18 protein-coding genes are annotated in these 12,693 nt (G+C 52.0%); 11 read left to right on the top strand and 7 right to left on the bottom strand.

Features of this window, described 5'->3' with window-relative positions:
• Window positions 1-8: 8 nt before the first annotated feature.
• The 7 genes from ETC05_RS08710 (at window position 9) to nth (ending at window position 5,584) form a co-directional block, all read left to right on the top strand.
• Window positions 9-179, top strand: coding sequence for a YpmA family protein (locus tag ETC05_RS08710; RefSeq protein WP_011231659.1), 171 nt, complete (start codon window positions 9-11; stop codon window positions 177-179).
• A gap of 6 nt (window positions 180-185) precedes the next feature.
• Window positions 186-662, top strand: a complete 477-nt coding sequence (locus tag ETC05_RS08705; RefSeq protein ID WP_031408748.1) for a cell wall elongation regulator TseB-like domain-containing protein — start codon at window positions 186-188, stop codon at window positions 660-662.
• Between the two features lie 22 nt (window positions 663-684).
• Window positions 685-1,866, top strand: coding sequence for a pyridoxal phosphate-dependent aminotransferase (locus tag ETC05_RS08700; protein WP_171660849.1), 1,182 nt, complete (start codon window positions 685-687; stop codon window positions 1,864-1,866).
• Between the two features lie 16 nt (window positions 1,867-1,882).
• Window positions 1,883-2,062: a hypothetical protein gene (locus ETC05_RS08695; RefSeq protein WP_171660848.1), complete on the top strand. Its 180-nt coding sequence runs from the start codon at window positions 1,883-1,885 to the stop codon at window positions 2,060-2,062.
• A gap of 42 nt (window positions 2,063-2,104) precedes the next feature.
• Window positions 2,105-3,397, top strand: coding sequence for an asparagine--tRNA ligase (asnS, locus tag ETC05_RS08690; RefSeq protein ID WP_031408751.1), 1,293 nt, complete (start codon window positions 2,105-2,107; stop codon window positions 3,395-3,397).
• 67 nt (window positions 3,398-3,464) lie between these two features.
• Window positions 3,465-4,172 (top strand): DnaD domain-containing protein, encoded by a 708-nt coding sequence (locus ETC05_RS08685; protein WP_031408753.1) that lies wholly within the window; start codon window positions 3,465-3,467, stop codon window positions 4,170-4,172.
• 740 nt (window positions 4,173-4,912) lie between these two features.
• On the top strand, window positions 4,913-5,584 hold the full coding sequence (gene nth, locus ETC05_RS08680; RefSeq protein ID WP_031408754.1) for an endonuclease III: 672 nt from the start codon (window positions 4,913-4,915) through the stop codon (window positions 5,582-5,584).
• 112 nt (window positions 5,585-5,696) lie between these two features.
• Here the strand turns inward: nth and ETC05_RS08675 are convergent, their stop codons facing one another.
• Both ETC05_RS08675 and recU read right to left on the bottom strand, forming a co-directional pair.
• Window positions 5,697-8,447 (bottom strand): PBP1A family penicillin-binding protein, encoded by a 2,751-nt coding sequence (locus ETC05_RS08675; RefSeq protein ID WP_171660847.1) that lies wholly within the window; start codon window positions 8,445-8,447, stop codon window positions 5,697-5,699.
• A 33-nt stretch (window positions 8,448-8,480) separates the two neighbouring features.
• The gene (recU, locus tag ETC05_RS08670) at window positions 8,481-9,083 is read right to left on the bottom strand and encodes a Holliday junction resolvase RecU (RefSeq protein ID WP_031408758.1); all 603 of its coding nucleotides are present in this window, start codon (window positions 9,081-9,083) and stop codon (window positions 8,481-8,483) included.
• Window positions 9,084-9,335: 252 nt separating this feature from the next.
• On the opposite strand from recU, the gene ETC05_RS08665 reads away from it, so the two are divergent.
• Together ETC05_RS08665 and ETC05_RS08660 are read left to right on the top strand one after the other, a co-directional pair.
• Window positions 9,336-9,578, top strand: coding sequence for a hypothetical protein (locus ETC05_RS08665; RefSeq protein ID WP_031408760.1), 243 nt, complete (start codon window positions 9,336-9,338; stop codon window positions 9,576-9,578).
• Between the two features lie 116 nt (window positions 9,579-9,694).
• Entirely contained in the window at window positions 9,695-10,078 is a 384-nt protein-coding gene (locus ETC05_RS08660) for a YppE family protein (protein WP_031408762.1), read from the top strand.
• Window positions 10,079-10,146: 68 nt separating this feature from the next.
• Here ETC05_RS08660 and ETC05_RS08655 read toward each other — a convergent pair whose 3' ends face one another.
• Complete coding sequence (locus ETC05_RS08655; RefSeq protein WP_013144930.1) at window positions 10,147-10,317, bottom strand: hypothetical protein; 171 nt, start codon at window positions 10,315-10,317, stop codon at window positions 10,147-10,149.
• A gap of 120 nt (window positions 10,318-10,437) precedes the next feature.
• Window positions 10,438-10,638, bottom strand: a complete 201-nt coding sequence (locus ETC05_RS08650; RefSeq protein ID WP_031408764.1) for a YppF family protein — start codon at window positions 10,636-10,638, stop codon at window positions 10,438-10,440.
• A gap of 284 nt (window positions 10,639-10,922) precedes the next feature.
• On the opposite strand from ETC05_RS08650, the gene ETC05_RS08645 reads away from it, so the two are divergent.
• A complete protein-coding gene (locus tag ETC05_RS08645; RefSeq protein ID WP_011231647.1) occupies window positions 10,923-11,270 on the top strand; it encodes a YppG family protein in 348 nt (115 codons plus the stop codon).
• 147 nt (window positions 11,271-11,417) lie between these two features.
• Here ETC05_RS08645 and ETC05_RS08640 read toward each other — a convergent pair whose 3' ends face one another.
• On the bottom strand, window positions 11,418-11,672 hold the full coding sequence (locus ETC05_RS08640; RefSeq protein ID WP_031408768.1) for a sigma-G-dependent sporulation-specific acid-soluble spore protein CsgA: 255 nt from the start codon (window positions 11,670-11,672) through the stop codon (window positions 11,418-11,420).
• Window positions 11,672-11,857, bottom strand: coding sequence for a hypothetical protein (locus tag ETC05_RS08635; RefSeq protein WP_031408769.1), 186 nt, complete (start codon window positions 11,855-11,857; stop codon window positions 11,672-11,674). The genes ETC05_RS08640 and ETC05_RS08635 overlap by 1 nt, the downstream gene beginning before the upstream one ends.
• A gap of 111 nt (window positions 11,858-11,968) precedes the next feature.
• On the opposite strand from ETC05_RS08635, the gene ETC05_RS08630 reads away from it, so the two are divergent.
• Entirely contained in the window at window positions 11,969-12,106 is a 138-nt protein-coding gene (locus ETC05_RS08630) for a hypothetical protein (RefSeq protein WP_167333002.1), read from the top strand.
• Between the two features lie 116 nt (window positions 12,107-12,222).
• Here the strand turns inward: ETC05_RS08630 and ETC05_RS08625 are convergent, their stop codons facing one another.
• Window positions 12,223-12,687 carry an Hsp20/alpha crystallin family protein gene (locus ETC05_RS08625; protein WP_031408772.1) on the bottom strand — a complete coding sequence of 155 codons (465 nt, stop codon included), beginning with the start codon at window positions 12,685-12,687 and terminating at the stop codon, window positions 12,223-12,225.
• Window positions 12,688-12,693 lie beyond the last annotated feature (6 nt).

The raw sequence follows: 12,693 nt of genomic DNA, 5'->3' as shown, positions 1-12,693 counted from the left end.
CGACGAAAATGGAAAGCAAAATCGAAGTGCTCGCTACCGTCAAAGTTCAGCACTCCGACGACTTGTATAAAATTGTCGACTGCTTGAACCGAACGCTAAAGCGCGACAATTTGATGTTTGGCCTTGCCTTGGATGAAAACGACAAGCGCCAAGCCATCTTTACGATTTATCGGACGTGATCGACCATGAAAAAGTGGGGTTGGTTCGCTCTGCTTTTTTTTGGATTCCTCATTTGGCAGGCATGGTCGATTTATAACGAGGCGATGGCGCCCAAACGGCTGATGGTGGAACATGCGTTGGCGCGGGCGAAGGAAGCCGCTGGGCTTGCTGATGTGAAGAAAGTCTATACATATTATGGCGACGAAGCGTGCACCGTATTCATCGGAAGAACGAAACAAGGGAAAGCGATCGTCGTTTGGGTGCCTGAAAAAGAAGGGAATGTCGTTGTCAAGCGCGCGGACAGCGGCATCAGCGAGACGGAAGCGCGTGCCATTTTGCAGCGCGATCGCCGCCCGCGGCGCATCATCGACGCGACGCTTGGCATGGAAAAAGGCGTGCCTCTTTGGGAGTTGACATATATTGATGCAGAGGGAAGGTATTCTTTTTATTACCTTCATTTTGCGGATGGGGCCTTTCTGAAGAGGTACAGTTTTCAACAGTGAGGACGTGAAGGGGGAAGAAACGATGAAACTGGCAAAACGGGTGGCGTCGCTGACGCCATCGGCGACATTGGCCATTACGGCGAAAGCAAAGGAACTGAAAGCGGCCGGATACGACGTGATCGGCTTAGGAGCCGGCGAACCGGATTTCAACACGCCTAAGCACATTATCGAGGCGGCGATCAAGGCGATGAATGAAGGGCATACGAAATATACGCCATCAGGCGGATTGCCGACGTTAAAAGAGGAAATCATCAAAAAGTTTGCCCGCGATCAAGGGCTTTCGTACGAGCCGGCGGAAATCATCGTTTGTGTCGGGGCGAAGCACGCGCTTTATACGCTCTTTCAAGTGCTGCTTGATGAAGGCGATGAGGTCATCATTCCGACGCCGTATTGGGTGAGCTACCCGGAGCAAGTGAAGCTGGCGGGCGGCATTCCGGTTTATGTTGAGGGACTTGAGGAAAACAACTTTAAAATGACGCCGGAACAGTTGAAAGCGGCCATTACGCCTCGGACCAAAGCGGTCATTCTCAATTCTCCGAGCAATCCGACCGGCATGATTTATACGGCCGAGGAGCTGAAAGTGCTCGGGGAAGTATGCTTGGCGCATGGCGTGTTGATCGTTTCGGACGAAATTTATGAAAAATTGATTTACGGCGGGGCGAAACATGTGTCGATCGCCGAGCTGTCGCCGGAGCTGAAGAAGCAGACGGTCATCATCAATGGCGTATCGAAATCGCACTCGATGACAGGGTGGCGCATCGGCTACGCGGCTGGACCGAAGGACATCATTCAAGCGATGACCGATTTAGCAAGCCATAGCACATCGAATCCGACATCGATCGCTCAATATGCGGCTATTGCCGCTTACAGCGGACCGCAGGAGCCGGTCGAACAAATGCGCCAAGCGTTTGAAGAACGGCTCAACATCATTTACGACAAACTTGTGCAAATTCCAGGCTTCACCTGCGTCAAACCGCAAGGAGCGTTTTATTTGTTCCCGAATGCCCGGAAGGCGGCGGATATGGCCGGCTGCCACACGGTCGATGAGTTCGTCGCCGCCTTGTTGGAGGAAGCGAAAGTCGCGCTCGTGCCCGGTTCTGGGTTTGGGGCGCCGGACAACGTCCGCTTGTCGTACGCGACCTCGCTTGAGGCGCTCGAGACAGCGATCGAGCGCATCCGCCGGTTTATGGAAGCACGGGCCTAAGGTGCTTGGCGCCAAGGTGTCAGGGTGGAAAGAAAAGGGCGGCTTTGTTTGGCGCAAAGCCGCTTTTTCCGCGTCGGTTGGAGCGGCGGACTGTCGGTTGGCTCCAGACGGCTGCTCCGAAGGGCGCTTGGTGGGTGCAGCATCGTTTGGCGCTGCTTTGGCTGGTCATTGCCGTGACGCCGACGGAACGGTATAATAGCAAATGATGGACGTGTCGATTATTGGAGGGAATCAGTGCGTGAAAACGACGATTGCGGAAGTGAATCAATACGTAGGACAACAAGTGACGATCGGCGCTTGGCTCGCGAACAAGCGCTCAAGCGGGAAAATCGTCTTTTTGCAACTGCGCGACGGCACTGGCTTTATTCAAGGAGTCGTTGAAAAGGCGAACGTCTCGGAAGAAGTGTTTCAGCGCGCAAAAACATTGACGCAAGAAACGTCGCTCTATGTGACGGGCACGGTGCGCATTGACGAGCGCTCCCCATTTGGCTACGAGCTGTCGGTTGCCGATTTGCAAGTTATTCAAGAAGCGGTTGACTATCCGATTACGCCGAAAGAGCACGGCATCGAGTTTTTGATGGACCATCGCCATCTTTGGCTTCGGTCGCGGCGCCAACATGCGATCATGAAAATTCGCAACGAAGTCATCCGGGCGACGTATGAGTTTTTCAACGATCGTGGGTTTGTGAAAATCGACGCCCCGATTTTGACTGGCAGTGCACCGGAAGGAACGACCGAACTGTTTCATACGAAATATTTTGATGAGGAGGCCTATTTGTCGCAAAGCGGCCAACTCTATATGGAAGCGGCGGCGATGGCGCTCGGCAAAGTGTTCTCGTTCGGCCCGACGTTCCGCGCCGAAAAATCGAAAACACGCCGCCATTTAATTGAGTTTTGGATGGTGGAGCCGGAAATGGCGTTTTATGAGTTTGAAGACAATTTGCGGCTGCAAGAAGAGTACGTCTCCTACCTTGTGCAGTCGGTGCTCGAGCATTGCCGGCTTGAACTCGGACGGCTCGGGCGCGACGTGTCGAAGCTCGAGTTGGTCAAACCGCCGTTTCCGCGCCTAACGTATGATGAGGCGATCAAGTTGCTGCATGAAAAAGGATTGACCGACATTGAATGGGGCGATGACTTCGGTGCGCCGCATGAGACGGCCATCGCTGAAAGTTTTGACAAACCGGTGTTCATCACCCACTATCCGACCTCTCTGAAGCCGTTTTATATGCAACCGGATCCGAACCGTCCCGACGTTGTGCTATGCGCCGATTTGATTGCGCCGGAAGGATACGGAGAAATCATTGGCGGCTCCGAGCGGATTCACGATTATGAGCTGCTCAAGCGCCGTCTGGAAGAGCACCATTTGCCGCTTGAAGCGTATGAATGGTATCTGGATTTGCGCAAATACGGTTCTGTGCCGCATTCTGGGTTCGGGCTCGGCCTTGAGCGCACCCTCGCTTGGATTTGCGGCGTTGAACATGTGCGCGAGACGATTCCGTTCCCGCGGCTGCTCAACCGGCTTTATCCGTAAAAAACCCCCTGCAAAAAGGGGGTTTTTTCGCCGCTGTCATGTTATACTATAGTTGAGGTGCATCGGCATGGAAAAGAAAAAGGTGGCCGAATGGCTGGCGCAAGGAAGCATCGCCGTCCCGAAGCTGCTGCTTGGCCACTACAAGCAGCTTGGGTTGAGCGAGGGGGAGCTCGTCTTGCTTTTGCATATGCAGTCGTTTTTCGAAGAAGGCGTCTTGTTTCCGACGCCGGCCGAGCTGGCCGAAAGAATGACGGTCTCGGCAGCGGAGTGCATGGACATGGTGCGTCGGCTCTTGCAAAAAGGGATGATCGCTATTGAAGAGCATACGGATGAACAAGGCATTCGCAACGAAAAGTATACGCTTGAACCGCTTTGGGAGAAGCTAGTGCATCATTTGTACACCCAAGCGGCTCAACAGGGGGAACTCGGCCGGCAGGAGGAAGAGGAGAGCTTATATACTGTTTTTGAGCAGGAGTTTGGCCGCCCGCTCTCCCCGTTCGAGTGTGAAACGCTTGCGATGTGGATCGATCAAGACGGCCATGAGCCGGCCATCATTAAAGCGGCGCTGCGCGAAGCGGTGCTGTCGGGAAAGTTGAATTTCCGCTACATCGATCGCATTTTGTTTGAATGGAAAAAGAACGGCATTCGCACGATTGAACAAGCGCACGACTACGGCAAAAAGTTTCGCAAACCGAAATTGTCCTCCCGTTCGGCGAAACAGACGACGGGGGAATTTAAACAGACGATCCCGTTTTTCAACTGGCTTGACTCGTAACGAGAGGCGCTGTCTCTCGTTTTTGTTTGTCCAAAATGGCCGATTGAACTGGTTGGGATTATGTCAAGAAAATAGACACATAAAATGGAGAAACGCCCTTCGTTTGGTGGCCTCTTGATAAGGAGAACGGTTGGCCCCCCTTCCCCTTATCAAGAGGATGAAGAAAACGCTATATTGCGACTTCATTCAGAGAAGTGCGAAGGGTGTCCGTTCCGCTCGGCTTTGCACAACTTCCGAGTATGGACGTACGATGCAGTGGAGTCTTGTCTATCACGAACAGAAACAGAAGACTCGTTAACGACTGGATTTAGGGATAAAATCATCCTTAGCTGCCGTGAGCAATGGCATGATATTTCCCAACATCCATCACTCACCTAAAGTGGAAAATCTTGAAAAAACCATCAAGCGCATGCAAAGACAATGGTCTCGAAAATAGGAAATGAAGAAAACCGAAACCAGAAGGAGGTGAACTCCGTTACAGAAAAACGGAAAACATAAAGAAATTGGAATTCCTTGTTCTGAAAAAACGTCGAAGGCTAAAAAATATCCAGCTGCACTACACCCGCCAGATCACAACGAGGTTGGTGAAAGCCAAGCCAGCGTATGTGGTGATCGAGGATTTAAATACAAGTGGGAGGTAAACGAGAACAGCTTCGGCGAAATCGGGCGTGATGAACAAGGAAGGAAACAGAAACTTAACGCTCTATAAAGTTTTGTAAGTTTTCTGTAACGGAGACGAGGTGCTGACAAAGCAACAAATCCGCTACTGTTTGGATGAGATGGCGAAAATGTTTCCGGATGCGCACTGCGAGCTGGTGCATCGCAATCCGTTTGAGCTGCTGATTGCAGTCGTTTTGTCGGCGCAATGCACTGATGCGCTCGTCAACAAGGTGACGAAACGGCTGTTTGAAAAATATCGGACGCCGCACGATTATATTTCCGTGCCGCTTGAGGAGCTCGAGCAAGATATCCGCTCGATCGGCTTATATCGGAACAAAGCGCGAAACATTCAAAAGCTGTGCGCGATGCTGATTGACAAGTACAACGGCGAAGTGCCGCGCGACCGCGATGAATTGATGAAGCTGCCGGGCGTCGGGCGCAAGACGGCGAACGTCGTTGTGTCCGTTGCGTTCGGCGTGCCGGCCATCGCGGTTGATACACACGTTGAGCGCGTCAGCAAACGGCTCGGCTTTTGCCGCTGGGATGACTCGGTTTTGGAAGTCGAGAAGACGCTGATGAAAAACATCCCAAAAGAAGAATGGTCGATCACCCACCATCGGATGATTTTTTTCGGCCGCTACCATTGCAAGGCGCAGGCGCCGCAATGTTCAGCATGTCCACTTCTTCACTTATGTCGTGAAGGAAAAAAACGAATGCGGAAACGAGAGGAAAAGATGACAAACGAGAAGTGAAAGGGGGCTGACAAAAGGCGGCATGGATGCGGGGGCATGGGCGGTCGCATGCCGGCTTGCCATGAAAAAACGGATGGCGCAAAAGGCCATCCGTTTTTTTTGGATGCAATTGTTATGGACGGCTTCCGAAGCCTGCTCTGGATCCGTTTTTTAACGGCGGGGAGACAGGCAACGCTCCGCCGTTTGAGCCGGTGCCGCCATTCGTGCCGTTCGTTTGTCCGCTGCTGTTCGTTCCTTGGTTGTTTGTTCCTTGGTTGTTTGTTCCTTGGTTGTTTGTTCCTTGGTTGTTTGTTCCTTGATTGTTTGTTCCATCCGTTTGGCCATTGTTTGTGTTGGTCCCGCCGCTGTTGCCATTTTCTTGTCCACCGCTCGCGCCGCCGTTTTGTTCATTGTTGTTCCCCTGGCCGTTTTCGTTTCCGTTATTCCCGCTGTTGCCTTGATCGGTGCCGCCGTTTTGCCCGCCGTTGTTTTGGTTATTGTCGCCCGGTTGTTGTGGTGCGGGAGTTTGATTTTCTCCGCCGGGGACATGAACGCTGGCAATGGCCGGTTTGCTCATTCGTTCGCCGTCTTTCGCGTACACGGCGATCGTGTAGGTAGCGCCTGGCTCCGGATTCCCAATCGTGATGGACCGTTCTTTCGTTGTGACCGTGTTGGTTTGGCCTTTGCTGTCTTTGATGCGCACTTCAAAAACCGTATCATCCGTTTGTTCAGCGTAGGACCAAGAGATAGAGAGCATGTTGGCCACTTGATCGTACGTGGCAGTCAAATCTTTCACCGCCGGCAGCTCTTCCGGCTCGTCGTTTGCCGTTTCCGTCGGTTCGGTGCCGCGCACAAATAGTTCGTACGTAATTTCGCTTTCCGGCGTGTATTTGCCGGCGAGCTTCGGCGGGTTCGTGCCTTTTTTGATCGGCAGCTTGACGACGCTGTCCGGTTGTTTGAATTCCCCACTGCCGTCATCGATATGGGACATTAAGTTTTTCAACAAGTATTTCGGGATTTTTTGTTCCTCTATACTAAGTTTTGCCGTGCTGCTTCGCTTGCTGAAGCCAACCCAAATAGCCGCCGTATAGTTTGGCGTATAACCGACAATCCAGCTGTCCGGCACATCGTCTCTTTGGAGGCCAAATTTGGCGCCGTCTTCGCCGTAGTTCGTCGTTCCTGTTTTGCCTGCGAGCTCAAGCCCTGGGACATTCGCTAATATACCAGTTCCGGAACGGATGACCGTTTTCAGTACGTCGGTGATCATATAAGCAGTATAGTCGTGCATCACCCGTTTCGGTTTTGGCTGCAAATCCATTTCTGTACCGTCTGGGAAGACGATTTTCGTCACGGCATACGGCTTGGTGTAAATCCCGTTGTTGCCAAAGGCTGTGTAGGCGCCGGCCATTTGCAACGGTGACACATAGTTGGATACTCCCCCGATCGCATATGGCTCATATACTTCACTAAAGCCCATGCCAAGACGATTGGCAAACTCCATCGCCCGTTCTTTGCCGACGGCTTGGAACGTTTTTAACGCCGGAATGTTGCGCGATTTTGCCAGTGCTGTCCGCAAGGTGATTGGACCCATATATCCCCCGCCGGCGTTGCGGATCGGCGTTCCGTCTGAATACGTATACGGCTCGTCAACGAGAATGTGCGCCGTTGACCATTTTAAATATTCGATCGCTGGACCGTAATCCAAAATCGGCTTGATCGTCGAACCGGGCTGGCCGACCGGTTTGATGGCGTAGTTGAAGCCAAATTCGACGTGATCGCGGTGGCGTCCGCCGCCTAACGCGCGAATGGCGCCTGTTTTTGTGTCGACGACGGCGATGCCGGATTGCAGATCTTTCTTATTGGTAAAGTAGTTGTCAGAGTTTAATAGCTTTTCTACGTATGTTTGAACGTCTTGGTCGAGCGTAGTATAAATTTTCAGCCCATCTTCAAAGACGTTGACGTTCGCTTTGTCGGTCACTTCTTTGATCACTTCGTCAATGAAAGCGTCATACGGCACGGAGCTTTGCGGTTTTTTCCGCTCAGCGAGCATCGACTGGATCGGCACTTGTTTCGCTTTTTCCGCTTCTTCCCGGCTGATAAAGCCATGTTTCACCATGAGCGACAATACGGTATCGCGCCGTTTTTTCGCGGCTTCTGGATGGTCATACGGATTATACCGGTTTGGACTTTGCGGCATGCCGGCTAACAGCGCCGCTTCCGGAAGGGTAAGCTTTTTCAAGTCTGTCTTGCCAAAATAATATTCAGCGGCCCGCGCGACGCCATAAATGCCGTCGGAATAATAAATTTTGTTCAAATACATTTCCAAAATTTCATGCTTTGAATATTTCTGTTCAAGCTGCAGCGCGAGCCATGCCTCTTGCGCTTTTCGCTTCAACGTCTTTTCTGGCGACAAAAACGTCATTTTGACGACTTGCTGGGTGATCGTGCTGCCGCCTTCCGCACCAAATCCTTCCTTGATGTTGGCAAGGACGGCGCCAGCCAAGCGGACGACATCGATGCCGTGATGTTCATAAAAGCGGGCGTCTTCCGTTGCCAGCACGGCATCTTCAAGCACTTTGGGCACGTCTTTATATGAAATGTATGTCCGCTTGTAGCCGCCAAGTTCGGCGACTTTCTTCCCATTCATATCGTACACGATGGAAGAGAGCGGATCTTTAATTTTTGCTTCATCAAGCGGGGGCGCGTCCTTGACGAAGTAGGCGAACGCCGCCACGCCGCCGACAGCGGCGATTGCAATGATGAACAATATCGCAATGGCGATTGTTTTTAGCCAAGCGGTCCCTTTTTTCGTTTTCACTTTCTTCTGTTTCGTTTGTTTCGCTGCCTGCTTTCGTTCCACGCGAGAACGATACTCACCAGACATAAGCAAATCCTGCCTTTCTTACAAGTTTTTACTTCAACGAGTGAAGTACACGCTGTCTACTACACTAATATAATCAATTCTCGGCTGGTAGCCAAGCGGAATGGAATGTCCGTGCTGTTCAATCTCTTGTTTCGGAATCGACTTTCGTCCGCCGGCTTCCTGTTCGTTCCACCAAGCGATCAAATGAGAGGCGTCAAGCAAATACGTTTCATTGAGCAAAGAAAAACGCAAAATCGCAAAACAAATGCCGCCGTGGGCGACGACTTGCTCCATATGGCGGATTTGATGAGCGTGGAAATTTTTCAGCGGAAACGCCGTTTTGTTTTTTGTCTCTTTCGCCTCAAAGTCGATGTACTTGCCGCGGTACACACCGTTGTAGTCGGTCGTCGACGCTTGTCGGAAGTAGGCTTCGGTAATGACGGCGGCGCTCCGTTTCGGATAGTCGACGCGCACGATTTGCACCGGGGTCGGCTTTTTATGGATGACAGCGATGCCGTGTTCCCGGTAATATTCATTCGTCGCGTTTAAGTCGTCTTCGAGCGTCATGCCGCGATTGGCATAATCGACCGTCGGCCGGCGCGTTGCGTTCGGCTTGTTTCCGCGATACTCTTTTCCGCTTGGGTATTTGAGTGTCATCGCGTTCATCTCCTTTGAATGGTTTTTATTATACCATACGCTCTGGTCATATGCGCCTTTTTTCTTTTTGATCCTCTCTGACCGGGAAGTCCCTCATCTCGACCGAAAGCAGGCGCGGGGGAGGGAGGCAATGTCGAATGGCGGCTGCTTGCCACTTTCTTTGCCGAATTCGTTCTACTTTTGTCGCCGCGGCAGGAGTCGTCCTTCCCGCCGCGAATGGAATATCATCATGCGAGAAATGGGGGAGAGGGAATGGAAAAACGGCTCGTTAAAAAAGAGGAGATCGAAAAGCAGCTTCAGGAAATTGTCGCACTCATTGAGCAAGTCGATGCGAAAATGGAAAAAGTGATCGCCGATGTCATCGAAGAGCGTTATGAGCAAAATCAAGCGCAGCTCGGACGCCTTGAAGGGAAGATTGCCGGCGTGGAACAGCGGCTTGAGAAGGAGAAGCAGAGTGCTGCACTTCCGCTTTCGTCGAAACTGTATTTGGTGTGAGCCGGTCGGTATGGTATCATAAAACAGAAGCGCGTCGCGGCAAAACGCATCCGTTCTCCGGGCCGCAGGACACATGGGCAAACCGGATTTGCCGGCATGGATAAGGAGGAATCGCCATGGAAAAGGAACTTAAGGCGTTGACGGAGCGGCTGCAACAATACAACGAACAGCTGCTTTTGATCGCCCGGCGCGCCCGCGAGCGGAACGAGCAGCCGGATTTTTTTGCTGACGTGAAACCGATGGCCGAAGAGGTGCAGGCCGCTGCCGAACGGTGGAAGGACGCCGCTTCCCGCTGGATTCGCCATGCGCGGCCGAAATATGTCCATGAACAGCAAATTGAAGCCGCCGCCGACCATATGGCGAAGCTGTGTGTCGAGGCATTTTATCCGTCCGTTTCTGAGCGCCGCATCAAGCAATACAGTCAGGCCGTCGCTTATACGCTGGCGCTTGTCAAGGAACGGCTTGACGACACAAGCGAAGCGGGCAAGGAGAGTCTTTGAAGGGGCAGGAGAAAGCGGACGTACGGAAAAAGCTGTCCCCTGCGAAACAAGAGGGACAGCTTTTTGTTTTACGTGTCTTTCCCTGTCGTGATCGAGACCGGGCCGCCTTCTGCAGTAGCGACGGTGTTGATCTCGTATTCGACCCGCTCAGTGTGCTTGGGCGGCGCTGGTTTTCCATGTTTCGGCTTTTCATGGTCATGGCCTTTCAATTTATGGTTAAAATGGACACCTCGACCCATCGCCAATCCCCCCTTGTACGGCAATTCTTCTTGCCTCTTTAGGGTGGGAAGAAACATCGTTTTTTATGCGTCTTGAGGAACAGAGGGCAAAAAAAAGAAGGGAAAAGCTCCCTCTTCGTCTTACAGCCCAGCGTATTCGCCTGCTTCATCCGGCTGAGAGGCGCCGACTTTTTCGAGCTCACGCACGAGATCGCGGTACTCAGCGAGCGAAATTTCCCCGCGCAAATACAGACGGCGGGCAAAATCAAGCAGTTCGTTCGCCTCAGCCGGTTCGCAATGTTTGACCGCCATAAACTTATGCTTTAACTCCGTCACGTTCATTGGTGCTTTTCCCCCTTCCCCTTTCTTACATCGTACCATGAAAATAGGGAGGAAGGCCGATTTCGGAAAATTAAAACTTCCGACAAGAGATGACATGTCCGTACACGCCATCGGGCGCCGTCACATATACTAGTGGCAGCCCACCTCTTCGGCCTGGAAGGTTGGTGGCTCATCAGCATGAATGTTGTTCGTTTGCGTGCGAAACAGCGCACGGCCGCATCTTGCCTGTACGAGCCGCTTTCTAGGCAAGGGGGAATGGACACCAACAATGGGGGAGAAGGAATATGCATCGTTACTCGCGCCCGGTTTTACCACCGCCCACGTATGGTCCGTATGGCTTAGGCAGCCATTATCATCCTTACTTCCACTATGGAGGTTCATCTTTTCCATCGGCGCCGGGGCACTGGCCCTTTTTTCCGTCCACCCATGCCGCCCCGCCTCCCCATCCGGCGTCATATCCAAAGCCGGGGCCGCTTTTGCCGCCGCCGCGCCCGTCGTTTCTCGCCCAGTTTAAAAACAGCGACGGAACGTACGATATCAACAAAATGATGAGTACAGTGGGGCAAATGATCAATACGGTCAATCAAGTGAATGGCGTGTTGAAAGGGCTGCTTGGTACGTTTAAAAAATGAAACCGCGGCATGGCGTGACGGTCGGGCGCTTGAAAGACAAAGAGGGTGTCCCAAAAGGGATCGGGACACCCTTTCTTATGACACAATCATTATGTTGTGTTTTGTTTAAGGGAAATTACCTTTTTGGGTCAGCCCCTTTTCACGTTGTCAAATGAGCAGCTCATACACTTCATTGAGCTGATATACGCGCTCATAATCGCGCTCATCCATCGCATAGCGGATTTCATGAGGCAAAATGCGGTCCAAAAAGGCGCTTTCTTCTTGCGTCAAGTCGCGGACAAATTCCCCTTCGCCTCGGTATGGTTTGCTGATCAGTTTTTTGTAAATGCGTTTTGGGGTGTCGTCGTGGTGATCCAAATAGTTGGACAGCACTTCGCGCAAATAGGCAAGGGTTTGTTCCATCACCGGCCTCCTCCTTCAAAAAAAGAGAGAAACTCTTTGCTTACGTTCGTTCGGCCGTTGGCATATGGGTTTTCCTCCGTTACGCGGTCTGGATCGAGATTCGTTTTGATGACAAGCATCGGCTCATCCGACGGCTCGTTGATCAGTCGGTCGTTCAATTGTTTGAAATCGGGCAGTTTCACCATTCGTTTTACACCTCCTAGTAAGTAGCGTAGCTTGTCAGCCGGGAAAGTATGTATGCATCGTTTTGGCCGCGGCAAGGCAAGCGAGTGGCAAACAGTAAGGGGGTGATGGCGGTGACGAACCGCAACGACAATCGGAAGCGGAAAAACAAATCCCCGAACCACCGCGAGGAAATCGCCAACGAATGGGTGGATCAAAAAAGAACGCTGGAAGAGGGCGAACATTCCGGAAATTCACCCCATAAACAATAGGAAGCTGGATAAGAAACAAGCCGCTCCCCATGAGGGGAACGGCTTGTTTCACGTCCAAGCGCGGCGCTGGCCGCTGCCAAAATGGCTTTTGAATGTACACACAGGCTGGATCGTCTTCAGTCGATATCGATATATTTTCGTTTTTGCGGCAGCTGGATGGTGAGCGTCCCATTTTGAAACGACGCTTTCACTTCATGCTCAGCGACTGGATACGGAAACGGAATCAGCCGCGCCACCCGCCGCCGTGCGTGGCGGCGTTCGTATACCTGGCCATGGCTGTCTGACGATTCCATCCATTCATGATGGTCGATGATCAGCTGCAAACCGTCTTCCTGCCATTGCAGGCTAATTTGTTCGCGCTTGATGTCAGGCAGCCGAACAATGATTTGGTAATCGTGCTTCGTCTCTTTCACTTCGATCGGAATGTACGCTTCAGCAAACGTTTGGGCGAAATAGTCATCGAGCGTTTCAAACAGTTTTTGCAACGGCCGTTCATCAAACCATTGATTCATCATTTTCCGCAAATGATGGAACGGGTGATGGCCTCCCCCGCTGGCTGGCGGTTGAAACGATTCATTCATTGCGCT

It is taken from the genome of Geobacillus sp. BMUD, assembly GCF_013096845.1.
Taxonomy (GTDB): Bacteria; Bacillota; Bacilli; order Bacillales; family Anoxybacillaceae; genus Geobacillus; species Geobacillus vulcani.
This window is presented reverse-complemented; position numbering and strand designations above follow the sequence as displayed.